Source organism: Beijerinckia sp. L45, from assembly GCF_009765775.1.
Taxonomy (GTDB): domain Bacteria; phylum Pseudomonadota; class Alphaproteobacteria; order Rhizobiales; family Beijerinckiaceae; genus RH-AL1.
The window spans coordinates 6,778-32,524 of the sequence record NZ_LMUU01000051.1 but is presented as its reverse complement, the minus strand read 5'-3'; the positions used below and the strand labels follow the sequence as shown (position 1 = coordinate 32,524).

The following is a 25,747-nucleotide window of genomic DNA, read 5'->3' as shown; positions in this document are numbered from 1 at the left end:
ATCACACACCGATCAGATGCAGGGCGATCGAGCGGCGGTGTGGCGCACGGCGATGCTCGAACAGGTAGATCCCCTGCCATGTCCCCAGCACCATCCGCCCGTCCGCGATGGGGATCGACAGCTGCGTCTGGGTCAGCGCCGCCCGGATATGCGCCGGCATGTCGTCCGGCCCCTCCGCGCCGTGGATATAGCCGGCATTTTCGGGCGCGACCGCCTCGAAGAACCGTTTCAGGTCAGCCTGAACGTCTGGGTCGGCGTTTTCTTGAATGAGCAGGGAGGCCGAGGTGTGACGACAGAAGACGGTCAGCAAGCCGGTTTCGATCCGCTCGCTCTCGACGAAACGATGCACCGCCCATGTCACCTCATAGAGGCCTTTGCCGTCGGTGGGGATGGCGAGACATTGGCTGGCTTGGCGCATCGTTTCGTTGTTCCGGAAGCTCGTTAAAAACGCAAGCGATCGCCGACGACGTGTGTTGACTGGAGCCTAAGCTCGATACGAGTCCAGCAGCGCGCAACAAGCCTCATACGCATCGCGCGACAGCAGGGGCTCGGTGGCGAGGGCGAGATTGTCGGCGACGTGTCGAAGCCGCCGCATCCCGACCAGCGCGGCCACGATACCCGGTGTCGATCTCACGAACTGCAGAGCGCGATGCGAGTCGCGCGTCAGGCCGGGCATCGCCGTGGCGAGCGCATCAGGCAGATCCGCCGCCAGCCGCCCCTGCAGGATGGGCGCGCTGGCCAAGACGCTCATCCCGCAAACGGCAGCGACCTCAATGAGAGACGGTTTCCCCCCGATGCCACGCTGTTGCGCATCCCGCATTCCCAAATTGAACGGCACCTGCAGAAAGCGAAAATGGTGTTCGTCGCCAGCAATCGCCTGCGCGAGATCGAACAACCCTTGAAGCGATACATGATCATCGTGGAACAAGGTCCAGGTGGCCACGCCGTAGAACCGGATCTTTCCGTCTGACACCGCTAGTTCCAGGGCTTCAAAGGCCTGCCGCATGATGGCCTGGAAAACCGTCTTTCGAGCACTTGCAAGCTGAACTTCGGGGTTGTGAAGGTAATAGACATCGATCGTTGCGATGCCGAGATTGCACCGGCTGCGGTCGATCTGATCGCGCAAAAAGAGCGGCGCGATCGAATGCCGGCTGGCCGCCACGTCGTCCGCCTGGAGTGCCGGCGGGATCGCGTCGGGCATCAGGAAACCTCCCTTCGTGCAGATTGTGATTTGGTCTCGTCGCCCGCCCGCGGTCAGGTAGGTTCGCAGGGCCTCGCCGACGGCGCGCTCCGAGCGCTGATTGCGATAATTGATGGCGGTGTCGACAAGGTTGATCCCACGCCGAAAGGACTCGCCGATCGCGGCGCGATACGCCGCGTCCGTCTGATCGTCGGAAGCGCCGCGATGCGTGCCAATTCCGATGCTGGATACCGTGAGGCCTTGAGCGCGATTATAAAACGCGGCGGGGAGGCTCAATCCCGAAGCGCAAAGCGCACCGCCGACCAGATCGGCGGCGCCGGACAACGTATCATTCACGCGATCGGTGAGGGCCGGGTTGGTAGACCGGCCGGCATCGGACCCCCAAGAAGCCTCGGATCGGGCCGGCGTCAGGCCAGAAATCTGTCGTTTGAGCAACGCGAATTCGTGGGCGCCCAATGGGGTGTTGCGGCGTAGTTTTTGGAGCAGAGCCTGCACCCCGGGATGCCGGCTTCCCTGATGTCCGCTCCCCGGGATCGAACTCATCCATGCCTCGCCGTTTTGGCTGCGAGCACGAGCCGCGATGTTGGGGCGCGTCGTCTCGGTCGAGTCAGGCGGCGAGAAGAACTTTGAGTTGGTCGCTCGATGTTTCCACCATGGCACGGATGGCGCCGTCGACTTGGCCGGATCCGCCGAGGCTATAGCCGTCGATCGAGACTTCGCGGAGCGTCTTCGCGATCAGATCGCGTATCGCCGCGAAGCGCTTCGCAGGATCGCGCTCGTCGACCTCGGCGAGTGCCGCCTCGAAGTCGTCGAGCGCTTGCGTCTTCTGCAAGGCGGCTAGAATGTATTTTACATCCCGTGTCTCACCGGCGGCGAGCTTTTCCAATTCGAGCCGCGCGTTGTTACTGACGAGCTCGACTTTAAGACCTAAAGCATCGACGCGCCGCGCTTCCCTCAAGTACCGGTTGAGGAGCAGATGAAGCGAGGCGGCCGGCGGAGGCGGCCTGATGTCGATGCTCTGGAGAACCCGGGTATAAAACAACACGAACACTTTGCCTGCCGGTCCCAGTTCGTTCCAGCACTCTGCTTTCAAATGCTCTGCAAGATAATGCGCGCGCTGATAAGCGACCGTGCTCGCGATCATGCGCATCGGATCGGTCGGAAACGAGGAGGCTTTTGCAGGCGGCCGCTGCTCGATAAGGCGACTTAGTAGTGCGAGATGAACGTAGACGTGGAAGGCGGCAAGCGACCGGTGCGCGTCCCAACGGTTGCTGTCGGGCGAGTTCCACAGGGACACGATGCGCGGCGCGTCGTCACGATCGAAGTCGGCCGTCAGAAGCAAATGGGTGTGACGGAAATCGTACATCTGTTGATGCAGCGCCTCGTGGAACAGGTGCTCCGCCACCCACCATGGATTCGACAGATATTTGCTGCTGAGAAATATCGTGCCGCCCAAACGGAATTCCGAACTGGAGGCGGTCCGCTGCCACGCACCGCCTGAGCGGAAAATTACGATGGAATGCGCATGGGCAAGTGCGCTGCGAGCGACTTTGGGCAGGAGCGCCTCAAGTAGGCGCGCGCCGCGTCGCAGCGCATCGATCTCGCTTGCCGAGGGATCGCTTGGACCACCCGGGTAATTATCGCGTACGACGAAGTCGAGCGCCTTCGCCGACACGGGATCTTCAGCCTCACTTTGAGATGACCAGATCGCACCGTGGTAGATCTGGTCTCCGATACGGCGGCCGGCGCCCCATGTCGCGTCCCCGAAACGACCGGCATTGATCGAATTGGCAGTCGCCGCCAGAACGGCATCGCAATCCGCAATCGGCAGGCCGTACGGCTGCCCCGTCTCGACCTGTCGTAAACCATGCTGGATCGCGCAACGCACGACCGTGCTGCCTATGACACGATACCGCTCGTACTCGCTCGCCGCCTCTAGTCGAAGCATCAGTCGTTTTGCGCCCTCCAGAGAGGAAGCCAGCGTCGCAAGACGACGACGAAAACACTGATCCAGCTGTCGGTTGATATAGAGATGATCGCCCAAGGGACTTGCAGCGACAACGTCGTCCATAGACGAACCGGACGGTTTGGTCTCACCTGCCGGCCGTCGTGCTTCCTCCCCAGAGCCGCTGGCGGCGATAGGATCGCTCGCCCATTCGACAGTTTCGCTCTGTTCCACCATAGCCAAGACCCGTCACATACTCATAATTCAACCAAGTTATGAGGCATGGAAATCAGTCTTCGGTTAGCGTGTCTTCATGGTGGTGCTGCGTGTCGGAATCTTGTCGCTTTTCCAGGACGTCGATATGTTGCTGCAAATGATCAAGCTCTTCATGCGATAAAGCGGAAAGTTGGAATAGTTTGTTTATGACGGCGCTCTCATCAGCCTGATCATTTGCAATATCGCTGCTCGCCACGGCTGGATCATATGGCAAAACCATTATACATCTCCTCAAATCGAGCTTGCGAGAAAATTGGGCATTTGACTAGTGGCGATATTAGAGTCAGATCCGACTTTTTTGTCAATAGCCAGCAGCGGACACGGCGGGTGTTGTTGCCTTCCATTCGACAGATACAGCATAATAGAAGGCAATCGATCGGCGATGTTTGGCGCCTGGAGGGACATGCTTCCCGCCACCAATTCCAGTGTCGATCCTGAATCACTTTCGAGCTTTCCATACACATCGACGAAAGGACGGCTTAGGCGAGCGTTTAGGCCGCAAGCTCGCGGGAACACAAAAAGAACAAATGCGCTCTGTTCACTCTTTGTTTAAGGCTGCCGTCCCTGATATAGGTAACGACGTCAAGGATTCGGCTTGGGTTTCTGCAAAGCCGACCACCAGCGAGAGCGTTTCGGATGCTGACGAAAAAACAGAGTGAGCTGCTGCGCTTCATCAACGAGCGCCTGCAGGAGACGGGCGTGCCGCCCTCCTTCGACGAAATGAAGGATGCGTTGGACCTGCGCTCGAAATCCGGCATCCACCGCCTGATCATCGCCTTGGAAGAACGCGGCTTCATCCGCCGCCTGCCGAACCGCGCGCGCGCCGTCGAGGTGCTGCGCCTGCCGGAATCGTCGACCCCGTCCGGCATGAACCGCGGCAAGCGGTTCGAGCCCAGCGTCATCGAAGGCACGCTCGGTCGCGTCCGCCCTCTCGCGGCGCAGGCCCAGGACGACGACGGCCGGAGCATCATCTCGATCCCGGTCATGGGCCGCATCGCGGCGGGCACCCCGATCGCGGCGCTGCAAAGCCGCAGCCATACCATTTCTCTTCCGCCGGACATGCTGTCGCCGGGCGAGCATTACGCACTGGAGGTGCGCGGCGACTCGATGATCGAGGCGGGCATCTTCGATTCCGATACGGTGGTCATCCGCCGCCAGGACACGGCGGAAACCGGGGACATCGTGGTGGCGCTGATCGACGACGAGGAGGCCACGTTGAAGCGGCTGCGCAAGCGCGGCGCCTCGATCGCGCTGGAGGCCGCCAACCCGGCTTACGAGACGCGGATTTTTGGGCCGGATCGGGTGCAGATCCAGGGCAAGCTGGTCAGCCTCATTCGTCGCTACTGAGCGGTTCGGCGTCGACCGCTTCCTTCGGCGCGGCCTGGCCCCACCGCGCCTTCGGCGCCTGTGACCATGGCCGATTCTCGCCGGCCCCGCGCGCCGTCTGCATGACGAAGCTGTCGCCGCTTACCTTGAGGGTCACAGCGCCCGTCGCCTTCAGAGACTCGCGGTCGATAACGATCGGCGCGGCGCAGCCCCTTGGCGCGAACAGCGGCGTCACCAGCACCGTCGCGCGCAGACAATCCTCGGCAAACGCCGCCTGATCCAGCACCAGGGACAGCGCCCGCCCATCGGCGAGATGCCCGACGCAGCCGAGCGTGTCGCATGCCGATTTCTGCACCGCGCTCTTGGCATCGCGCCCGTCGGCATCGGCGCGCAGCCATTGTTCGGCGGCGAAGGCGCTGGGCCGTTGCCCGAGGACAGCGAGGCGGCCGTCGGCTAGACGCACGGCGACGGCATCGCCCAGCGGCGCCACCGCGATGTCGAAGGTCGCACCCGAGGCTGCGCCGGCGAGACCGATGAGAGCCAAGGGGATCGCCGTCGCGCGGAGCACAAAACTCCGCCAGATCACCGCAGAGAGCACGGCCAGTGCGAAAAACACCAGCGACCACGGGGCGAAGGCCGGCAGATGCAGGCTCGATCCCGGCAGCGAGCCGACGAAGCGCGCGGCGGCCATGATGATGGCGATGCCGAAGCCGACCCAGTGCCAGACGAAGGCATCGAGACCGAACGGATAGAGAAAAGTGCCGAGCAGCGCGCCCGGTACGGCGAAGATCTCGATGATCGTCAGCGTCAGCGGATTGCCGACAAGGACGTACGGGTTCATCTCGTGGAAATCGTAGGCCATGAACGCCGCCGTCGCGCTGCTGGCGCAGAAAGTGGCGAACAGTGCGCCGCGCAGACCGTGGCCGTGCCGCAGTCCGAACCTGCCGCCACCCCTGCCGCTCATGTCGGCGCCGTCTTCAGAGCGACGCCCGGCGGCACGCGCCTCGTAGACCGCGATCAGCGCGGCAACGGCGGCGAAGGAGAGCTGAAAACTCGCGCCCAACAGCGCTTCCGGCTCGAACAGCAGCACGGCCAGTGCGGCGAAGGCGAGGTTGCGCATCGACAGGGCGTGGCGGTCGAGGAGCACGGCGACCAACATGATGGTCGTCATGAAAAGCGCGCGCTCGGTGCCGATGCGCGATCCTGTGGCAATGTCGTAGAGCACCGCGGCGACGATGGCCGCGCCGGCCGCCCATTTTTTTATGGGGTAGCGCAGCGCCAAGGTCTGACTTAGGGCGAGAATGCGTCGCAACCCGACGAAGAAGATGCCGGCGACGAGCGTCATCTGCACGCCGGAAATGGTGATGACGTGAAAGATCCCGGCCTCGCGGATCAGGCTTTTCGCATCGTCGGAAAGAAGGTCGCGCTTGCCCGTGACCATCGCCGCGGCGATGGCGCCGGCGTCGCCCCCCACGATCTGGTCGACGCGGCGCGCCAGAGCGTTGCGGCAGCGATCGATCGCCATCGTCGCAGCGAGCCAAATATCCGGCGGTTCCGGCGCTTCCGCGAGATCAAGCGGCCCCAGTACGTTGCCGACGGCGCCGATCCGGGCGAACCAGGCGTCGCGCGCAAAATCGTAGCCGCCGGGCTGCGCCGCGCGTGAGGGCGGCAGCAGCCGCGCCTTCATCTGCACATAAGTGCCGGCCTCGAACGGCGGTGCGCGCCGGGTCGTCACGCGGATGCGGTAAGGCGTCTTATCGGGATCGACGCCATCCATCGCGGCGACCCGCAGGATCAAGCGCGCGCCCGTGCGGCGAAAATCCATCTCCTCGATGTATCCTTCGACGTCGACGATGCGGATGCGGTCGAGCACCGGCGCGGCGACGCTTGCGGTGCGCCAGCCCGCCGACAGCATGCCGCCGGCGCAGGCGGCCAGCGCAACGAAGAGGCAGAAGGCTTTGCGGTGCGCCCGCGCGGTAAACGCGGCGGCCGCAAAGGCAGCGAAGAGCACGCCGCAAAGGAAAAGCGGCGGCTCGCGATCGGCGGTAAAATAGAGGACGACGCCCGCGCCAAGCGCAACCGGCAGCCAGAGGAACAGCCGGCGGTGCTCGACCTCGCCCTCGAAGGCGAGCGCGAGCCGCAGGCGGAGATCCGCGAGCGCCAGACGCAGCCGATCGCCGGCACTACCGCGCGTCGCGGAAGCGCCACGTAGCGCCGAGCCGACCGTCTCCGCCATGTAAAACCCCGCGAAGGGAGATGACACATTGGGCGCGATTGTGCCCGGCGCCGTGGCCTCTGCCTAGAGGTCGATTCGGCCTCAGACCATCGGCATTTTCCAGCCGCCGAAGACACTTTCGAGATGCGCGACCAGGGCCAACGCCACATCCTCGCGCCATGGCCGCGCCGCGACCTGCACGCCGATCGGCATGCCTTCCGGCGAGGTGCCGACGCGTACCGTGGCCGTCGGCCAGCCCGTCAGATTGTGCATCTGGGCATAGCCGACGCCGCGTTGCAGATTGTCGTCGAAGCTCGTGCCATGCAGCGGCGCGACGTAGGGCAGCACCGGCGACAGCAGGGCATCGTAGCCCTGCATGAAGTCGAGCATGGTATTACGATAGACATCCCATTTGTTGAAGGCGGCGAGCGCCTCGGTGATGCTACCCATCGCCGGCGAAGCGCGCTTGACGATGGACGCTTCGAAGAGCGGCGAAATTTGGTTGGTGCCGACCGACTTGAGGAAGGCGCGAACCCCGACGCCGCCGTCGCCGCGCGTCATGTCGTAGTAGACGGTGCCCGCTTTTTCCGCGTCCGGCGGCCGCTTTTCGTCGACGGCGACATGCGCGTCGATAAAGGCCTTAGCGGCTGCATGCACGGCCGCGGCGATTTCCGGCGTCGGCGACGAAAATCCGTCGTCGGCGAAGTACGCGAGTTTCAGCTTGGACAGATCCACGCTGCGCATGTCGTGGACCGGCATGTCGACGACGGTGAAATCGTGAAAGTCGGGCCCGGCCACGATAGGCAGCGCCAGCGCCAAATCCGCGACGCGGCGCGCGATCAGGCTGACGTGGAACACCGACTGGCGCGGTCCGAGCGGACGCGGAAACTGGCCGGTCCGCGGCACGCGTCCCGCCGTCGGCTTCAGCGCGGCAAGGCCGCAGTAATGCGCGGGGATGCGGATGCTGCCGCCGGCGTCGGTGCCGAGCCCGAGCGGCGAGCCACCTGCGGAAATAATCGCCGCCTCGCCGCCGCTGCTGCCGCCGGGCGTGCGCTTGAGGTCGTAGGGATTGTTGGTGCGGCCGTAGATGAGGTTGTCGGTCTCCAACGCGCCGGCAAGTTCCGGCACGTTGGTCTTGCCGAGCATGATGGCGCCCGCTGCCCGGAGCCGCGCGACCGCGGTGGCATCGGCCTTCGGCACGTAGTGGGCGCGGCCGAGCGTCCCGCCCGTGCAGATGACGCCCGTCGTCTCCAGCGTGTCTTTGATCGTGACGGGGACGCCGTGCAGCGGTCCCTTGATGGCGCCGCGCGCCAGCGCCGCATCCGCGTCGTCGGCACCTTTGCGCGCGGCGTCGGCGGTGATCTGCACGACGGCATTGAGTTTTGGATTGACCACGGCGATGCGCTGCAAATAGGCGTCGACGACTTCGCGCGAGCTCAGCCGCTTGCTGCGGATCGCTTCGGCCAGATCGCTCGCCGAGGCCGAGAGGATCGCGTCAGGGTTGGCCGGGGCCGCTTGTGCGGCAGCAAGCTGGTACGGGGTCAACGCCGCGGCGGCGCCGACGCCCGCCATGCCGCCCAAAATATCGCGCCGTCCAATCGAACCTGTCACATCGAACTCCATTGCCAAACCTGCGGCGGCTTCAGACCAAGCGTCATATCATCCGGCAGGCATGATCCGAGCCGCATACCCGCTCCGGCGCCCAAGTGCTGCGTCACATGTTGGTGTGTCGCCCGAAGGCTCACGCTTCTCTTTGAAACGAACCATGCTACACGACAGGCAATGGCCGGATCGCGCCTCGCGTCGACCGGCTCACCCCAGCTTTGACAGGAATAGTGCTTCATGGCCGAAGAGGTCGTCACGCGTTTCGCTCCCTCGCCGACAGGTTTTCTCCACATCGGCGGCGCGCGGACGGCTTTGTTCAACTGGCTCTATGCCCGCCGCTTCGGCGGCAAGATGCTGTTGCGCATCGAGGATACCGACCGCGAGCGCTCGACCCCCGAGGCCATCGCCGCGATCCTCGACGGCATGACATGGCTCGGGCTCGAAGGAGACGGCGACACGGTTTATCAGTTTCAACGCGCCGCACGGCATCGCGACGTCGCGGAAAGCCTGCTCGCCAGCGGCAACGCCTATCGCTGCTACGCCAGCCAGGCCGAGCTCGACACGATGCGCGAACAGGCGCGCGCGGAAAAACGCACGCCCCGCTACGATGGCCGCTGGCGTGACCGCGATCCGTCCGAGGCCCCGGCCGGCGTCGAGCCGGTGATCCGTCTGCGCGCGCCGCTCGACGGCGAGACGGTCGTCGAGGACAAGGTGCAGGGAAAGGTGACTTGGGCCAACAAGGACCTCGACGATTTCGTCCTGCTGCGCTCCGACGGTACCCCGACCTATATGCTCGCGGTGGTGGTGGACGATCACGACATGGGCGTCACCCAGATCATCCGCGGCGACGATCACCTGACCAATGCGGCGCGCCAAACGCAAATCTACAACGCGCTGAACTGGCCGATCCCGGCGATGGCGCATATCCCGCTGATCCATGGACCCGACGGCGCCAAGCTGTCGAAGCGACATGGCGCGCTCGGCGTCGATGCCTACCGCGCGCTTGGCTATCTGCCGCAGGCGGTCCGCAATTATCTCGTCCGACTCGGCTGGTCGGCGGGCGACCGCGAGTATTTCTCGATGCCGGAGATGATCGAGGCCTTCGACCTCGGCGGTATCGGTCGTTCGCCGGCCCGCTTCGATTTTGCCAAGCTGGAAAACATCAACGGCCACTACATGCGGGCCTCAGGCGACCAGGAGCTGGTGGACGCGCTTGCCGACGCCCTGCCCTACCTGCCGAACGGCGCGGGCGTGACGCTCGACGATGCGATGCGGGCCAAGCTGCTCGCCGCCATGCCGGGCCTGAAGGATCGCGCCAAGACGCTCGTGGAACTGCTCGACGGCGCAGGCTTCCTCTTCGCGTCACGCCCGCTGCCGATGGACGAGAAAGCCGCCAGCATTCTCGAGAGCGGCGGCCGCAGTCATATCCAGGAGTTGCTGCCCCGGTTCGACGCCCTGCCGGACTGGACGGCGCCAACGATCGAGGAAGCAGTCCGGCTCTATGTCGCGGACACCAAGACCAAGCTCGGCCAGGTTGCGCAACCCCTGCGCGCGGCGCTGACCGGCCATGCTGTCTCGCCCGGGATCTTCGATGTCTTCGAAGTGCTCGGCCGCGAAGAGAGCCTCGGTCGTCTCCGGGATCAGGCTGCTTAGCCGAGCCGCCGCTTCAAAACGCGCACGTGCAAGTCAAAAAGATTTTGTCATAATCGCGGCACGTGTCGGGGCCGGCTGCTTGTAGCGGTTTAACCGATGAGCTAATCGTGCCGCGACGCAACACGTACGGGACGACTTCAGGACGTTCGAAGATCCCAGCCAGTCGTTTTGTGGTGTTTCTCGTTAGAAGGCACGTTCATGAGCACAGCGAGCGGAACTCTTAATCTCGGTGGCAAGACAATCAATTTGCCTGTGAAGGACGGGACCATCGGTCCCTCAGTCGCCGACATTTCAAAGCTCTACGCCCAGTCGGGCATGTTCACCTACGATCCCGGCTTTACTTCGACGGCGAGCTGCGAATCCGAAATCACCTATATCGATGGTGACGAAGGCGTCCTGCTGCACCGCGGATACCCGATCGACCAGCTTGCCGAGAACGGCACCTTCCTCGAGACCTGCTATCTGCTGCTCTACGGTGAACTGCCGACCCAGGAGCAGAAGACCGACTTCGAGTTCCGCATTCAGCGCCACACGATGGTGCACGAGCAGATGTCCCGCTTCTTCCAGGGTTTCCGCCGCGACGCCCATCCAATGGCGGTCATGGTCGGCTCGATCGGCGCGATGTCCGCTTTCTATCACGACGTGACCAACATCGCCGATCCGAAGGTGCGGATGATTGCCTCGATGCGGTTGATCGCCAAGATCCCGACACTAGCGGCCATGGCCTACAAGTATACGATCGGCCAGCCGTTCGTTTATCCCGACAACAATCTCGACTATTCGTCGAACTTCTTGAACATGTGCTATGCGGTGCCGTGTGAACCCTACAAGGTGAACCCGGTCATGGCGAAAGCGCTCGACCGCATCTTCATCCTGCATGCGGACCACGAGCAGAATGCGTCGACCTCGACGGTGCGTCTGGCCGGCTCCTCGGGCGCAAACCCGTTCGCGTGTATCGCGGCTGGCGTCGCCTGTCTGTGGGGCCCCGCGCATGGCGGCGCCAACGAAGCGGCGCTGAAAATGCTCGCGGAAATCGGCTCGGTCGAGAACATTCCAAAGTTCATCGCCCGCGCCAAGGACAAGAACGACCCGTTCCGCCTGATGGGCTTCGGCCACCGCGTCTACAAGAACTACGACCCGCGTGCCAAGATCATGCAGCAGACCTGCCACGAGGTACTGGCCGAAGTCGGGATTCAAGACGATCCGCTGCTCGATATCGCGATGGAGCTCGAGCGCATCGCGCTCAGCGACGAATATTTCATCGAGAAGAAGCTGTACCCGAACATCGATTTCTATTCTGGCATCACGCTGAAGGCGATGGGCTTCCCGACCTCGATGTTCACTGTGCTGTTTGCCGTCGCACGCACGGCAGGGTGGATCGCGCAGTGGAAGGAAATGATCGAGGATCCGATGCAGAAGATCGGCCGACCGCGCCAACTCTACACCGGTAAGCCGAAGCGCGACTACGTCCCGATGGACAAGCGCTGAGCCAGTCTAGACGCGACCGTATCTGTGTGAGGCCTTTCGTCGGCTTGCCCCGGATGCCGCAATGCCCGATGTCCCGCAGGTCTCGACCACGGAGCGACCTGTGACTCAGTCCACCCGGCCCGCGCTTAGCGCGGGCCTCACTGCCACCGCCGATGTGATCGTCTCCGGGGCTGGAGCGGCAGGTCTTGCGGCCGCGGTAGCGCTGGCCAAGGCGGGGTTCTCTGTGATCTGCGCCGGTCCGATCGACGCGGTGCCGACCGGGCGCACTGTGGCGCTGTTCGAAGGATCGCTGCGGTTTCTCCGCGAGATCGACGTTTGGTCTCGTTTCGCCGATGGCGCTCAGCCGATCAAGGCGATCCGCATGATCGACGACACAGCGCCCTTTCTCCCCGTCCCGGACCTGTATCTTGAGGCCGACGAGATCGACCTCGAGGCGCTTGGCGCCAACGTCGAGAACGACCGGCTGGTGCAGGGCTTTGCCGACGAGGCCGCGAGCCTCCCCGGGATCACGCTGACCCACACCCTGCTCAAGACCATCGACTTTTCAAGCGATGCCGTCACCGTCGAGGATGCCGAGGGCTTCCGCTACGCGGCGACGCTGATCGTGGCCGCCGACGGCCGGCGATCGCCAGCCCGCCTCGCGGCCAACATCGCCGCGCGCGCGTGGCGCTATCCGCAGGTGGCGATCACCGCACTTCTCGGCCATCGAAAGCCGCACAATGGTGTCTCGACGGAATTTCACACCCGGTCCGGGCCGTGCACGCTCGTGCCGCTGCAAGGCACGGACGAACACCCGCACCGGTCATCGCTCGTCTGGCTGATGAGCCCGCGGGAGGGCGACCGCCGCCGGGCGCTCGACGACGACGCGTTGGCGCTGGAACTTCAGCATCAGACCCGATCGGTCGTCGGCCGCATCACGCTGGAGAGCGCGCGCGGCTTCTTTCCGATGGGCGGTCTGCGCGTCAACCGGCTGATCGGGTCCCGCGTCGCACTGATTGGCGAGGCGGCTCACGCCTTTCCGCCGCTCGCCGCGCAAGGGTTGAACCTCAGCCTTCGCGATATCGCACAGCTCCTTGCCACCCTGAGGGTCGCGCGTGATCGCGGACATGACATCGGCGCGGTGGCGTCGCTGCATTCCTACGAACGCGGACGCCGCCGCGACATCGCACTACGCACCAACGGCGTCGACGTGCTGAACCGTTCGATCATGACGGATTTTGCCCCTGTCGACGCCATCCGTGGCGCCGGGGCGATCGCGGTGCGGCTCGTCGGTCCGCTGCGGCGAGCGCTGATGCGCGAGGGCATTATGCCGCCAGGTCCCGTGGTCTGACGGCACTTCGTTTCAAGCCGAGCGGCTGATGCCGCCCCGCAGACTGCGGTCGGTGAGTTCCCCGAACAGCAGCCCGATCACCGTCCACAGCACCGCTTGAATGCCGAGGCTGGCGAGGCGGAATTGCCAGAGCGTCGAGGCCGGGAATTCGCCGGGAACCTCGTTGATCGCCGGCAGGGCGATCTGCGCGATCGCGATGAGGACGAGAAACGCGACGCCGCCGAGCACGGTGGCATTCCATCGACCAAGCCGCTTCTCCGAGAGGCGCTTGAGGCTCACCGCCGCCACCATCGCGATCAACGAGATCACGATCATCGAGAAATACAGGCCGGTGCGCATGCCGATCGTCGCCGGCTCCCCAACCGAAGGCGGGTTGGCCGGATATTTCAGGTAGGGCACGACATAGACCGCGATGAAGCCGAGCAACGCAATCAGCGCCGCCGCCGACTTTACGGACAGCTTGGTGAAGCGCCCGTAGCAGGCGGCGAAGGCGATGGCGAAGAGACCGCCCAGCGCACTGCCATAGACGACGACGCCGGTCAGCAGCCCGATCGAGGCCTGGACTTGGCGGCTGACAAGCTCCTCGTCCGGCGCCTCGCCCTTGGCCTTGGCTTCCGCCGATTCGAACGCAATGGCGCGGTCGACCTGCGGCTCGCCGAAGATCTTGGCGAACCCGAAGGCAAGAAGGCCTGCGACGATGCCGACCAGCATGCCACGGATGATAAGATGATGAATGCTCACAGCAATACCCCTCGGGACGATCCACGATCGCCCGTTTTCGAAAAACCGCATGACGTCAGGCCGCCGGATACCGGCAGCCGAAACAGTGCTAGTGGCAGGGGAATCCCAGAAGATGACGACCGTCATGCACGAATTCGTGGACGTACATGCCCTTGAAGAGCGACGTCGCGCCCTGCTCCGCGCCGATGAAATAGATGGCAAGCAGCATCAGGAGACCGCCGAGAATCGCCCAAGGCAGGATCTCGCGGAGGGGAATCGCAACCGGCGTGCGGGTCGGTGCAAGCGTAACGTTGGCCATGGTAACCTCTTGGGATTTCGCGTCCCGTTCGAGAAAAATGTAACCAACCAGGGTCTGACTTCCATCGAGTGATGGTAACAGTGGCGCGCCCGCGTCGGTCTTTCACCGACTTCCTCGTTCGTTACCCGGCAAACTAGGCAGCGCCCTCGTTGCCTGTCAACAAGGCTTTCATGACGGGTCGTTTAATTCTGGTAGCGCATGCAGAGACAGAGGCGACGCGATCGGCGGCGTTTCCGTTTGACGAGCCGCTCGCCGCACGCGGGGCCGCCGCGGCCGCGCGCTACGCCACCGCCCTGCCCCAGGCCACCAGGATTTTGCGCAGTCCCGCCGTCGCCGCCGCGGAAACTGCTGCCGCTTTCGGTTGCGAGGCCACGGTCGATCCGATGCTGGCGGATCTCGATTGCGGGCGCTGGCGTGGACGGCCCCTCGGCGCCATCGCGGACGAGGAACCCGAAGCGCTCGGCGCCTGGCTCGCCGATCCCAGCTATGAGGGTCATGGCGGTGGCTCGATCGCAGCCTTGCTGATCCGTGTCGGTCAATGGCTCGAGGCGGGCCGGACCAATCGCGGCACAATGCTCGCGATTACCCATGGCGCCGTCGTCCGCTGCGCGGCCCTTGCCGTTCTCGGCGCGTCCGCCAACGGCTTCTGGCGCCTCGACGTCGCACCGCTGACCCGTCTCGATCTCAGCAGCGACGGTCGACGCTGGGTGTTACGCCAGATCGTTCAGATCGACGCGCGACCGGCCGATCAGAAGTGAAACTTGAGCCCCATCGCGGCGCCCGCGCCTTCGGCGTCGCCGCCGTAGTTTTGCGACCGCGTCTGGCTCGCCGAATCGTTGTTGCCGCTCCACTTCATTGCGAGATCGGGGCGGCCGCTTGGCGTCGGACTCGTGCTCTCGGCCGCAACGGCCGCTTTGCTGTCGACGGGCGGCGCCGGCGGCTCAGGTGGCGGCGTCGGGGCGACCCGACCGGGGTCCACGGCAGCCCATGGCTCCAGCGCCGGCGACTTGGGCTTCGCGGCTTTCGCCTGCGCGACCTTCGGCTTCAGCGGATGCGGTTTTTTAGGAGATGCTGTTTTAGCCGCAGGGTCCGGAACGTCGGCTTGCGAGAGCGGCCCGGTCGCGGTTTGGGCGGCAACACTGTTGCCGAAGCCCAATCCCAGCAGCCCCGCGGCAACAGCCGCTGCATAGAAAGAATTTCGCAGGATCATCGTAGCGGCTCCATCGCAAGAAGCGGACGCTAAACGCGTCGCCCCGCCGTGTACATCTATCCCACGTTCAAGCTTTCTGGAGCGTCTCGGCGGTGTGGCGACCCCGGCTGGGTTCGAACCAGCGACCTGCCGCTTAGAAGGCGGCTGCTCTATCCAGCTGAGCTACGGGGTCGGACGGTAAAGCCTAGTGCGTCCACTGCCCGAGGCGGGACGACTTGAAGTTGTCGGAGTAGGAGAAGGTTTTCTGCACGACCGCTTTCGGCTCTTCCACGCGGTAGGCCAGGCCGTTGCGCTCGGCATAGGCGACGGCCTCGTCCTTGGTGGCGAAGCTGAGCTTGATCTGGCGGTTCATGTCGTCGGAACTGGTCCAGCCCATCAACGGCTCGGCCTGCAATGCCGTCTCCGGCTCGTAGACGAGCTTCCAAAGCTTGGCATTTCCCGCGCCCGACTGGGTCGCAGCGCGGGCGGGCTTAAAAATACGCGCGCTCATCACCGTTCCCTCGATTGCTTAAGGCTATCATTCTCTTACCACAAAAGTGGTCGGGGCAGGAGGATTCGAACCTCCGACCTACGGTACCCAAAACCGTCGCGCTACCAGGCTGCGCTATGCCCCGTCGTCATCGCGCCCCGAACTGCGGCGCAACGACGTGGGTTCCGTCGCACGGCACCCTAGCCTCGTCAAGGCGCTCCGACGGTTCCCGGCTGCGTCGTACCGGCTTTAAGCCGTGGGCGGGCACGCCGCAGCCACGACGTATCGGCACCGATGAAGGTGACCATCATCGCGGCGGCGATGCACAGCAGCCCGGCGGTGGTGAAAGCGCCGGTGTAGGCGCCGGTGCCCGTGCGGATCACGCCGGCAAACCAGGCGGCCGCCGCCGCGCCGACCTGGTGGAACGCCGCGATCCAGCCGAACATCAAGGCCGCATTGGCGTCGCCGAAAGCCTTGCCGGCCAGTTTGAGCGTTGGCGGTACGGTGGCGATCCAGTCCAGGCCGTAGAACACCGCGAACACGGGAAGCCCATAAAAGCTGATGTCGAAAGCGTAAGGCAAGAACAGCAGCGAGAGACCGCGCAGCCCATAGTACCAGGCGAGCAGGATGCGGCTGTCGTAGCGATCGGACAACCAGCCCGAGCCCGTGGTGCCAAAAAAATCGAAGATCCCCATCAGCGCCAGCAGCCCCGCGGCGGTGACTTCGGGAATGCCATGGTCACTGCAGGCTGGAATGAGGTGGGTGCCGATCAGCCCGTTGGTCGAAGCGCCGCAGATGAAGAAGCTGCCGGCGAGCAGCCAGAAATCGCGGGACCGGCTGCCGTCGCGCAAGGCGATCAACGCCCGCATCGCCGGGTTCGGGCCGCCACGCGGATGCGGAACGAGTTCGCTGCCGCCGTAGGGTATCAGGCCGATGTCGATCGGGCGGTCGCGCAGCAGAAGCGCGACGACGGGCACGAGCGCCAGGGCCGCGGCGGCGGCGACGAGGGAGACCGCGCGCCAGCCCTCATGGGTGGCGAGGGCTGCCATTGCCGGGAGAAAGATCAGCTGGCCAGTGGCGCTGCTGGCGGTGAGGATTCCCATCGCCAAGCCACGATGGCGGACGAACCAGCGGCTCGCCACCGTCGCGCCGAGCACCAGCGCGATCATGCCCGTTCCGGAGCCGACGACGAAGCCCCAGAGCAGCATCAGCTGCCACGACGTCCGCATCAGCGTCGTCAGTGCGACGCCGACGGCGAGGAGCAGAAGCGCGCCACAGACGCTGCGGCGCAGCCCGAAGCGCTCCATGACCGCGACGGCGAAAGGCCCGATCATGCCGTATAGAAAGAGGTTGATCGCAACGGCCCCGCCGATCGTCGCCGCCGACCAGCCGAACTCCTGCTCCAGCGGAAGCATCAGCACGCCGGGCGCCGCACGGATCCCGGCACCGACGAGGAGCACCAGAAAGGTGACCGCCAGGACGACCCAGCTGTAGTGAATTCTTGCGAGTCGCATGGCTGATCCCGTCTCGTTACCCTCAGTCGATGGCGGACGCTTAGGCGTATTGCGCTTCGCCGTTGCCGAACGACCAGTTTTCCTTCTTCACCTCAACGAGGTTGATGAAGACGTCCTCCTTGCGGATGGCGAGCCGGGCGTGCAGGCCCTCCGCGACCGCCACGTAGAAAGCCTTCTTCACCTCGACGGAGCGCCCCTCGTTGAGCGTCAGCTGGATGATGATGCATTGCGCCGAGCGCTGGATGCCGAGATAGGTCGGATCGATGACCAGACCGCCCGGCGCGTGTTCGGCGATGATCTGGAAGCGGTCGTCCTTCGGTACCTTCAGCGTCTCGATCATTGCGTCGTAGACGACGGCACCGATGGTGGCGCGGTAATCCGGCGTGTTGCCGGCGGGAACGTCGATACGGGCGAGCGGCATAGTGTGTCCTTTCAAGGATCAGCGGATCGTGAGATCGGTTTGCGTGACTTGCTTGAGCGTGGCACGCAGTGCATGCGCCGCCTCGGCGCCGAAGCGGCTTTCGAAATGCCGCTCGGCGTCGACCCAGAGCGGTCGCGCCTTGGCAAACAGATCCGTACCGACCTGGGTCAAGCTTACGATGCGGCTACGGCGGTCCTCCTGCGATGTCTGCAAGGTCAGCAGATCGCGTGCTTCGAGCGGCCGCAGAAGATGCCCGAGCGTCGAACGATCCATCACCAAGAGCGCCGCCAGCTTTTGGATCGTCATCGGCCCGAAGCGGCTAAGCCGGGAGAGGATCGAATATTGATTGAGCCCGAGCCCGGACGGCGCCAGCGCGGCGTCGTAAAATTGGGTGACGTGACGCGTTGCCTGGCGAAGCGCCGCGCAACTACAGAATTCGGGTTCGGGCGTTGCCATGAACGTGGTCTCAAAATTGATCCGACCTATCCAACCCGTATTGAGGGTAATTGCCCTCATGTCAACATGACGTCGGCGTGTGCCGGTCGGTCGAGTGCCGCCAACCCGTCTGGCCGAAGTCCGCAGCCTTAATTGTTCATAGGGTGGCCAGCGGCGAAGCATCGTAATGCGCCAGAAGATCGGCAGGATCGCGGTAGACGGCGATGCATCCGGCCTGTTTCAACGCACCGTCCGGCCAGCCGCCACAGCGCACGCCGATGGCGCGTAACCCTGCCCTGCCCGCCGCTTCGGCGTCATAGGGCGTGTCGCCGATGACGATCGTCTGGTCCGGCTCGACACCAGGTAGTTTGGACATAGCCGCCTGAAAGATGTCGGGATGCGGCTTGCTCTTGTCGGCATCGTCGGACGAGGTCTCGGCATCGAGCAAGTCTTCGATCCTGGCGAGTTCCTTGTACGTCTGCAGGTCCTCGCCCTTGGCTGACGAAGCCAGGAGGATCTGCTTACCGTCCTTCAGGATGCGCTGGAACAGCGCACGCACCTCGGGAAATGCCTTGATCTTGGCAAGATAACGTTCGTGCAGAATCGTGCCACGCCGCTCATCAAGCTTGTCGGCGATGGCATGCAGCTCGTCCTTGGACAGGAAGACCGGCATCAACTGGTCGCCGCCTTTGCCGATCTGGCCCCGGATCTTGGCGAGATCGATCTCGTGGCCGAACTCGCGGAAGGCGTCCTGCCAGGCGCGAGCATGAAAATCGACGCTGTCGATCAGCGTGCCGTCCACGTCGAAAATGACTGCCTTGATCATACCGGAGCATCCGCTCACCGGCGGGGCGCCGGAGCATGCAGCGCGAACCCTGGTCCCGGCGGAAGGTTGCCGCGCGTTATTCGGCGGTCAGAATCACGCGCCGCAACACGTAGCCCATCGTCATCGTGTTCCAGCTGAGCTTCGGCGCCGACGCGAGGGTCACACCGGGCACGCGGAGGAGATGGTCGAGGAAGATCGAGGTTTCTTGCAGTGCGACCGAGGCGCCGGGGCATTTGTGCGCGCCGTCGCCAAAACTCATATGGCCAGACGGCCCGCGCTTTGCCCGGTCGGGGTCGAGCCGGTGCGGACACCCGCCCACAACACCCTCATCGGCATTGACGCCGCGGATGTCGATGGCGACGACGGTGTCGGCCGGGATATCCGTCTTGCGCCCGTCATCGTCGAGCGTGACGGCGACGTTGGTCCGACGGAAGATCGTGCCGACCGGCGGTTCGAGGCGGAGGATTTCTTCCAGGATAACGCACCGACCGGTTTCGTCGCTCTCGAGAAAGCGTCGTCGCAGGTCGCCGCGCTCAAGCAGGTGCCAAGCAGCGACGATGATGAACTCGCGCGTCGTCGACATGCCAGCCGTCGCATAGGTCACGCATTCCGTTAGGATATCGAGATCCGACCAGCCCTGGTCGATCAGATGGGAGATCAGATCTTCGCGGCGATCTCGTCGGCGGGCGCGGATCGCCGGCCTCACATCCAAAAGGTACACCGCAAGCAGGTTGACCTGCGCCCGGACGATATAGGCGGCCGTGCTGAACCGCGCATCGAGGCTCGGCGCCTCCAGGGCGAAGAAACGGTTGAGACGCCAGCCGAGGCCGGGCAAAACACTCTCGGTCACGCCGACGATCTCGGCCGCAACCGCGACGGACAGCGTGAGGCTCATATCGTCGAGCCTGGCACGTCGTCGGGTCTTGAAGCGTGCGACGAGCCGAACACTCAGGTCGGTCATCAGCCGGCGGTAGCGCTCACTCACCACCTTCGGCGCGAAGAAGCGCGCGACCGCCGAGCGCTGCAGGCGATGGGCATCGCCTTCCTTGAACAGGACGGAGAGATTCTTTTGGGGAAAGCGTTCGACCAGCGCCGCGTTGAAGCCAGCCTGCCGAGTCCCGCCCCGGCGCAGCAACTGGCTCGCCAGGCTGAAGCCGTTGATCCTGACGCTGCCGTCTGCCTGAACCTGAAGGCGAGATGCGTGATCCCCTGCCGCCAGGACAGCCGTTTTTCGATCGTCTAGACTCTGTCGTTCGTCGGAAGAGAACGAGGGATCCGACTCGCATGACCGCGTCATCGGGCTGCGGGATTCGCTGTCATCGAAGCACCCAAACTGTTGCGACCACTACGCATCTATCTGAAATGCTTCCCGTTTTGCAGCGGTCCTACCGATAGGACTGCATAAGATCAAACTGTTGCAGGCGCAACAAGCCGCTAAATACCTACGCGACCAGCAGGCAATCAAATCCTCGCGAGGCAACAAGGTAAGCCGTTCCGCCGGATCGTTCCCGCACGCGCGACGTTGAGTTGCATTCGGCAATCAGGACACGGGAGAAGAGGCATGGAATCAGGCGTCATAATCGCCCTGTTGGCTGTCTTCACGATCGGCATCGTGCTGGCGATCTCGATCTTTCACTTCGGCTATTTCCTCAAGGATCCGCGAAACCGGAAGCCGCCAGAAACGCGCTTGTCGCGGACGGTCCGTCCGCAACGACCGAGGTCCGGCCAGCCACCACCACCAACCGCGCCTTCGGCGGCTTGGCCGAGGTGGACGAAAAAGCATCGCTCGACAGCAGCCACGCCGCGGCGGGCATCATGCCGGACCGCGCCGGCGGACAACCTCCGGGCCTTTGAAACGAGCGCCTAGTTCTTGAAAAGGGGATGATGCACTGCATCGCCGATTTTCAAACCAATCGCCGCAGCCTCACCAGCGTTCACTTCGAGAACGCCGAAAGCCGGAGCGCCGGACGGGATGATCGTCTCCGAAAGCGGTTCCGCGTCGCGGGCGATGCCGACGACATGGCCGTCATGGCCGATGAAAACCATGTCGAGCGAGATGTAGGTGTTCTTCATCCACATCTCGACAGGCTTTTCGACCTTGAAGTCGAACAGCATGCCGCGATCTTTCGGCAGAAATCTGCGGAACATCAGGCCCTTCTCGAGCTCGGGCTGGGTCCGCATGACTTCGACCTGCAGAATGTGCGGTCCGCTTGCCGTGTCGATTTCGAGTTTTTCGAGACCGGTCGCCGCCAAAGCCCAACTCGACGCCATCAAGGTCGAAACCAACACGAGCGTCCCGCAACCCAAAACCCTGTTTGCCCTGACCATTCCGCTGTTCCCACAAGCCGCACCGTGGCGGGGAAAAAGCACGCTAATGGGTCGACGGCAAGGCCGCTTCGAGGAGGCGAACTTCCGCAGCCATCAAGCCTTTGGGCCCATCGCCGAATCGCACCAGCAGGCTGTCGCCGGGCTTCAATTCCGCGATGCCGTAACGCCGCAGCGTTTCCATATGGATGAAGATGTCGTCGGTGCCATCGCCGCGCGAAACGAAGCCAAATCCGCGAACCCGGTTGAACCACTTGACCACGACGATTTCGAAACCGCTGCTCGGCGTCACCTGCACGTGCGTGCGAACCGGCAACTGGGCCGGATGAACGGCGGTGGAATCGTCCATGGACAGAATGCGGAAGACCTGCAGGCCTTTGGTCCGGACAAGCGCTTCGCAAACGATCCGCGCGCCTTCGTTGGCCGTTTGGAACCCGTCGCGCCGCAAGGTCGTCACGTGAAGCAGCACGTCGGCCGCCCCATCATCCTGCGCGATGAAGCCGTAGCCCTTGGATACGTCGAACCACTTGATGCGCCCGGAAATTTCGACGAGCTCCATTCCCTCGGCCGCGCTGTCGCCCGGCTCGATGTCGCGAAATGGTAAAATGGGATCCTTGGTGCCCACGTGGTGCGTCCTTAGAACTTTACACTGTCGATCGTGGCATTCACCTGCGCTGGGAAGCGCACCCGAATCACCTGCAAATCAGGCCTTTATTGATAGCATCGACGCTGCGCTGGCACAGCGGCAAACCGAGCGTTCTTGTGGATGAAGGGACATCCCGGCGAGGTGTGGTAGCTTTGTCTCTCTACCAACGGCGGCGACCAATCCGCGCTTCGATCATGGGTCCCGCGTGGCACTGTCGAGGACGGTGCCAATGTCACCACGCAGAACCATGTCGGCGCTACGATCGAGGGGCGTTGCTTCACCGTTTAAAATCACGAGCTTGGCGCCATGACGTTGCGCCAGGACGGGCAGCGCCGCGGCCGGATAGACGACGAGCGACGACCCGATGGCGATGAACAGATCGCACGCCAACGTCGCGGCTTGTGCGGCTTTCAGAACCGATGTCGGCAGCGCCTGGCCGAACGAAATGGTGGCCGACTTGACAATTCCGCCACACCAGACGCATCGGGGCGCCTCCCCGGTGTCCTCGAACGCGCGGCGAATTGGCGGCAGCTCATAGCGCTGCGCGCAGGTGAGGCAGGTCGCGTAGGTGCCGTTGCCGTGAAGCTCGATCAGGTGATCCGGGCCGACGCCGGAGCGCTGGTGCAGGTCATCGATGTTTTGCGTGATGATCGCTGCAAGCTGGCCGGCCTGGACGAGCTGACTCAACGCGCTGTGTCCGCGGGACGGCCGCGCGTCGGCGTAGAGATCATCCATCGCGAACTTCCGCCGCCAGGCTTCGACGCGTTGTGCGGGGTCCGCGACGAACAGGTCGAACGGGATCGGCGTGTAGCGCGTCCACGGCGAATTCTTTGAGCGATAGTCCGGCACGCCGCTTTCGGTCGAGAGGCCGGCCCCGGTGAAGGCGACGACGTTCGACGCCGAGTCGATAAGCTGGCGCAGCTGGCTCGCCGCAGCTTCGATATCTGCAATGACCATCGTGATGCCTCTGCTCCCTGCGAGAGTGCGACACAAGGAAGGTAGAGCGTGAGCCACTGGATGACACGACCGGCGGCGATCGGTCTCGCAAGCCGGCAAACTTAAAAACCGACACGTTTTTAAAAGAAAGCCCCGGCTTTCGCCGAGGCTTTCCGTCTTGGAGGCTCTCGGGTCCGCCCGAAGGCAGACCGTCGATCCGAGCCTGTCAGCGCGACCGCCGACGTTCTCTCACCACCGGTGCGTCTAAGCGCGACATCCCGATGGAAAAGAGATCCTCGGCTGGCTCACGACATGACCTTGAAACACTGGATCACCTCCTTCCGTTCGTTGACGATTTGAAGAGTGTAGCAGTCAAAATAAATCTGTCACCTGGGGAAGCACGACCCGCGACATCAAATCTCGCAATGCAACATAAAGCTTGACCTTTTGCCGTAAAACCACCAAATGCGAGCAGCCGCATCTGCGGTGACGGCATCTGGCCGCGTGATCGTCTGAAGCCCAGTGCACCGCCTGGCTCGTTCGAACCGCCACTCGCCGACCGACCGAAGCCGGTCACGCACGGCATCCCCTTCATCAATGACGCGACAGGTCGACCGACGCTGTTGCCATGCCTTGAAAGCCAATCTTGACGCAATTCACCGACCTCGGCCTTTCCGCGCCCATTCTCAAGGCGCTCGAGAGCGAAAACTATGTCACCCCGACGCCGATCCAGGCACAGGCCATCCCTCACGTTCTGCTCGGCAAGGATCTGCTCGGCATCGCCCAGACCGGCACCGGCAAGACCGCGGCCTTCGCTCTTCCCATCCTGCATCGCCTGTCGATGGACCGGGTCCGCCCGGAAAAGAACACCTGCCGCGCGCTGATTCTGTCCCCGACCCGTGAGCTCGCCAGCCAGATCGCGGAAAGCTTCCGCGTCTATGGCAAGAACCTCGGCCTCTCCATCGCCACCGTCTTCGGCGGTGTTTCGATCCGTCCGCAGATCGACCGGCTGATGCGCGGCGTCGATATTCTCGTCGCCACCCCAGGCCGCCTGATCGATCACCTCGACCAGCGCACCGTGCGTCTCGATCATGTCGAGATCTTCGTTCTCGACGAAGCCGACCAGATGCTCGACATGGGTTTCATCCATGCGATCCGCCGTCTGACGCCCCTGCTCCCGAAGGCACGCCAGAGCCTGTTCTTCTCGGCGACGATGCCGAAGGAAATCGGCCTGCTCGCCGGCGACCTGCTGCGCGATCCGGTCAAGGTGTCGGTGACCCCGGTCTCCACCACGGCCGAGCGCGTCGACCAGCGCGTGATCTTCATCGAGACGGCGCGCAAGCGTCACGTCCTCGCCGATCTGATCCGCCAGGAAGAGATGAACCGCGGCCTCGTCTTCACCCGCACCAAGCATGGCGCGGACAAGGTGGTTCGCCACCTCGAAGAGGTCGGGATCCCTGCCCTCGCCATTCACGGCAACAAGAGCCAGGCGCAGCGTGAACGCGCGCTCGCCTCGTTCAAGAACGGCGCGACCAAGATCCTCGTGGCGACCGATATCGCCGCACGTGGCATCGACGTCGACATGGTCACCCATGTCGTCAACTTCGACCTGCCCAACGTGCCGGAATCCTACGTCCACCGCATCGGCCGTACCGCGCGCGCCGGGGCGACGGGCCAGGCCATCTCGCTGTGCGACATCGAGGAGCGCGGCTTCCTCAAGAGCATCGAGAAGCTGACGCGCCAGACGATCCCCTCTGAAGACCGTCGCGATCCGCGGGGCGCTGCCGCCAATCCGGAACCGCGCGAAGATGCGCGTCCGCCGCGCCAGTACGATCGCGCCAGCGAGCGTCGTGGCTCGGGTGGTCCCGGCCGTCCGGCCTTCGATCACAAGCATGGTGCGGGTGGTCAGAACCGCGCCGCCGGCGACCGCCCCGCATCGTCGCGGCCACGCCCCGCCGGGGGACGGCCGCCGGCACGAAGCAACGCCGGCTCGGGTGCACCGCGCCGTCCGTCTTAACGCCGAAGCCGGTCAGACCTAAAGCAAGGCCGCTCTCTCGGGAGCGGCCTTGTTTGCTTTAAAGTCGTGTCGATCGGCGGTCAGCTCGCCATCTGAATGGTGTCGCGAACCTTCGGATAGATTTCACTGTTCCAGCGGCGGCCGCTGAACACGCCGTAATGGCCGACACCTGTCTGCACGTGGTGTGTTTTCTTGTAGGGCCGCACGCTGGAGCATAGTTCCTGCGCCGCCATGGTCTGGCCGAGGCCGCAAATATCGTCGCGCTCGCCCTCGACTGTCAGAATTGCTGTTTTGCGGATCGCCTTGAGATCGATCAGCCTGTCGTTGACCCTGAGCTCGCCCTTGGGCAGGGAAAAATCCTGGAACACCATTTGGACCGTCTCGAGATAGAACTCAGCCGGCAGGTCCATCACGGCGAAGTATTCTTCGTAAAAGGTTTGCATCGTCGCGTATTTGGCGGTGTCGCCATCGGCTAGCGCCTGCGCCATGTCCTTGAACGATTTCTTGTGGCGTTCCGGGTTCATGCTCATGAAGGCGGTAAGCTGCATGAAGCCGGGATAGACGCGGCGGCTCGCACCTTTGTGACCGGCCGGGACCGCGCTCGTCAGTTTGTCCCTGAACCACTCGATCGGCTTTTCCAGGGCCAGCTTGTTGACCATGGTCGGGTTGATGCGCGTGTCGATCGGGCCGGCCATCAGGATCAGGCTTGCCGGCTGTGCGGCATCGTCGTTTTCCGCCATGATCGCCGCCGCGGCGAGTGCGGGCACCGTTGGCTGGCAAACGGCCACGAGATGCGATCGCGGCCCCAGCGCCTGCATGAAGTCGACGATGTGATTGACGTAAGCCGAGAAATCGAAGGTCCCGGCTTCC

The 25,747-nt window shown here is 63.8% G+C and carries 25 protein-coding genes, 2 tRNA genes and 1 riboswitch; of the genes, 6 read left to right on the top strand and 21 right to left on the bottom strand.

Going from position 1 to position 25,747, the window contains the following annotated elements; genetic code table 11:
- Position 1: 1 nt before the first annotated feature.
- The 4 genes from GSQ79_RS04940 to GSQ79_RS04925 form a co-directional block, all read right to left on the bottom strand.
- Complete coding sequence (locus tag GSQ79_RS04940) at positions 2-418, bottom strand: secondary thiamine-phosphate synthase enzyme YjbQ (RefSeq protein WP_158807620.1); 417 nt, start codon at positions 416-418, stop codon at positions 2-4.
- 66 nt (positions 419-484) lie between these two features.
- On the bottom strand, positions 485-1,525 hold the full coding sequence (locus tag GSQ79_RS04935) for an aldo/keto reductase (protein WP_158807619.1): 1,041 nt from the start codon (positions 1,523-1,525) through the stop codon (positions 485-487).
- A 283-nt stretch (positions 1,526-1,808) separates the two neighbouring features.
- Complete coding sequence (locus GSQ79_RS04930) at positions 1,809-3,383, bottom strand: HEXXH motif-containing putative peptide modification protein (protein ID WP_158807618.1); 1,575 nt, start codon at positions 3,381-3,383, stop codon at positions 1,809-1,811.
- 52 nt (positions 3,384-3,435) lie between these two features.
- Entirely contained in the window at positions 3,436-3,642 is a 207-nt protein-coding gene (locus GSQ79_RS04925) for a hypothetical protein (protein WP_158807617.1), read from the bottom strand.
- Between the two features lie 416 nt (positions 3,643-4,058).
- Here GSQ79_RS04925 and lexA point away from each other — a divergent pair, with 416 nt between their 5' ends.
- Positions 4,059-4,769: a transcriptional repressor LexA gene (lexA, locus tag GSQ79_RS04920; protein ID WP_158807616.1), complete on the top strand. Its 711-nt coding sequence runs from the start codon at positions 4,059-4,061 to the stop codon at positions 4,767-4,769.
- On the opposite strand, the gene GSQ79_RS04915 is transcribed toward lexA, so the two are convergent.
- Positions 4,753-7,011, bottom strand: a complete 2,259-nt coding sequence (locus GSQ79_RS04915) for a ComEC/Rec2 family competence protein (RefSeq protein ID WP_246725104.1) — start codon at positions 7,009-7,011, stop codon at positions 4,753-4,755. The genes lexA and GSQ79_RS04915 overlap by 17 nt on opposite strands.
- Positions 7,012-7,065: 54 nt before the next feature.
- Complete coding sequence (locus GSQ79_RS04910) at positions 7,066-8,574, bottom strand: amidase (protein ID WP_158807615.1); 1,509 nt, start codon at positions 8,572-8,574, stop codon at positions 7,066-7,068.
- 231 nt (positions 8,575-8,805) lie between these two features.
- Between GSQ79_RS04910 and gltX the strand changes: the two genes are divergently transcribed.
- From gltX to GSQ79_RS04895, 3 genes are all read left to right on the top strand, one after another.
- Positions 8,806-10,221 carry a glutamate--tRNA ligase gene (gltX, locus tag GSQ79_RS04905; protein WP_158807614.1) on the top strand — a complete coding sequence of 472 codons (1,416 nt, stop codon included), beginning with the start codon at positions 8,806-8,808 and terminating at the stop codon, positions 10,219-10,221.
- Positions 10,222-10,419: 198 nt separating this feature from the next.
- Positions 10,420-11,709 carry a citrate synthase gene (gene gltA / locus GSQ79_RS04900; RefSeq protein WP_158807613.1) on the top strand — a complete coding sequence of 430 codons (1,290 nt, stop codon included), beginning with the start codon at positions 10,420-10,422 and terminating at the stop codon, positions 11,707-11,709.
- 100 nt (positions 11,710-11,809) lie between these two features.
- Positions 11,810-13,039, top strand: coding sequence for an FAD-dependent monooxygenase (locus GSQ79_RS04895; protein ID WP_158807612.1), 1,230 nt, complete (start codon positions 11,810-11,812; stop codon positions 13,037-13,039).
- Positions 13,040-13,051: 12 nt separating this feature from the next.
- Here the strand turns inward: GSQ79_RS04895 and GSQ79_RS04890 are convergent, their stop codons facing one another.
- Entirely contained in the window at positions 13,052-13,774 is a 723-nt protein-coding gene (locus tag GSQ79_RS04890) for a CbtA family protein (protein ID WP_256378985.1), read from the bottom strand.
- A gap of 94 nt (positions 13,775-13,868) precedes the next feature.
- Positions 13,869-14,078, bottom strand: coding sequence for a CbtB domain-containing protein (locus tag GSQ79_RS04885; RefSeq protein ID WP_158807610.1), 210 nt, complete (start codon positions 14,076-14,078; stop codon positions 13,869-13,871).
- Between the two features lie 27 nt (positions 14,079-14,105).
- Positions 14,106-14,231, bottom strand: a riboswitch (cobalamin riboswitch).
- A gap of 17 nt (positions 14,232-14,248) precedes the next feature.
- Here GSQ79_RS04885 and GSQ79_RS04880 point away from each other — a divergent pair.
- The gene (locus GSQ79_RS04880) at positions 14,249-14,836 is read left to right on the top strand and encodes a histidine phosphatase family protein (RefSeq protein ID WP_158807609.1); all 588 of its coding nucleotides are present in this window, start codon (positions 14,249-14,251) and stop codon (positions 14,834-14,836) included.
- On the opposite strand, the gene GSQ79_RS04875 is transcribed toward GSQ79_RS04880, so the two are convergent.
- From GSQ79_RS04875 to GSQ79_RS04820, 12 genes are all read right to left on the bottom strand, one after another.
- Complete coding sequence (locus GSQ79_RS04875; protein ID WP_158807608.1) at positions 14,827-15,288, bottom strand: hypothetical protein; 462 nt, start codon at positions 15,286-15,288, stop codon at positions 14,827-14,829. The two genes, GSQ79_RS04880 and GSQ79_RS04875, sit on opposite strands and share 10 nt — an antisense overlap.
- A gap of 95 nt (positions 15,289-15,383) precedes the next feature.
- Positions 15,384-15,460, bottom strand: a tRNA-Arg gene (locus tag GSQ79_RS04870).
- Between the two features lie 12 nt (positions 15,461-15,472).
- Entirely contained in the window at positions 15,473-15,778 is a 306-nt protein-coding gene (locus GSQ79_RS04865; RefSeq protein ID WP_158807607.1) for an ETC complex I subunit, read from the bottom strand.
- Between the two features lie 47 nt (positions 15,779-15,825).
- Positions 15,826-15,902 (bottom strand) — tRNA-Pro (locus GSQ79_RS04860).
- Between the two features lie 64 nt (positions 15,903-15,966).
- Positions 15,967-17,271 (bottom strand): MFS transporter, encoded by a 1,305-nt coding sequence (locus GSQ79_RS04855; protein ID WP_158807606.1) that lies wholly within the window; start codon positions 17,269-17,271, stop codon positions 15,967-15,969.
- Positions 17,272-17,311: 40 nt separating this feature from the next.
- Positions 17,312-17,692, bottom strand: coding sequence for a tautomerase family protein (locus GSQ79_RS04850; RefSeq protein ID WP_158807605.1), 381 nt, complete (start codon positions 17,690-17,692; stop codon positions 17,312-17,314).
- An 18-nt stretch (positions 17,693-17,710) separates the two neighbouring features.
- On the bottom strand, positions 17,711-18,148 hold the full coding sequence (locus GSQ79_RS04845) for a MarR family winged helix-turn-helix transcriptional regulator (RefSeq protein WP_158807604.1): 438 nt from the start codon (positions 18,146-18,148) through the stop codon (positions 17,711-17,713).
- Positions 18,149-18,284: 136 nt separating this feature from the next.
- Positions 18,285-18,953, bottom strand: coding sequence for an HAD family hydrolase (locus tag GSQ79_RS04840; RefSeq protein WP_158807603.1), 669 nt, complete (start codon positions 18,951-18,953; stop codon positions 18,285-18,287).
- Between the two features lie 76 nt (positions 18,954-19,029).
- A complete protein-coding gene (locus GSQ79_RS04835; protein WP_246725103.1) occupies positions 19,030-20,088 on the bottom strand; it encodes a cytochrome P450 in 1,059 nt (352 codons plus the stop codon).
- Between the two features lie 728 nt (positions 20,089-20,816).
- Positions 20,817-21,281: a DUF192 domain-containing protein gene (locus GSQ79_RS04830; RefSeq protein WP_158807601.1), complete on the bottom strand. Its 465-nt coding sequence runs from the start codon at positions 21,279-21,281 to the stop codon at positions 20,817-20,819.
- Between the two features lie 43 nt (positions 21,282-21,324).
- Positions 21,325-21,837 (bottom strand): cold-shock protein, encoded by a 513-nt coding sequence (locus tag GSQ79_RS04825; protein WP_158807663.1) that lies wholly within the window; start codon positions 21,835-21,837, stop codon positions 21,325-21,327.
- 279 nt (positions 21,838-22,116) lie between these two features.
- Positions 22,117-22,881 (bottom strand): Sir2 family NAD-dependent protein deacetylase, encoded by a 765-nt coding sequence (locus GSQ79_RS04820; protein ID WP_158807600.1) that lies wholly within the window; start codon positions 22,879-22,881, stop codon positions 22,117-22,119.
- A 625-nt stretch (positions 22,882-23,506) separates the two neighbouring features.
- Here GSQ79_RS04820 and GSQ79_RS04815 point away from each other — a divergent pair.
- Positions 23,507-24,877, top strand: a complete 1,371-nt coding sequence (locus GSQ79_RS04815; protein WP_158807599.1) for a DEAD/DEAH box helicase — start codon at positions 23,507-23,509, stop codon at positions 24,875-24,877.
- 80 nt (positions 24,878-24,957) lie between these two features.
- On the opposite strand, the gene phaZ is transcribed toward GSQ79_RS04815, so the two are convergent.
- Positions 24,958-25,747 (bottom strand): polyhydroxyalkanoate depolymerase (gene phaZ, locus GSQ79_RS04810; RefSeq protein ID WP_246725102.1); only part of this gene is annotated, 790 nt, incomplete at its 5' end.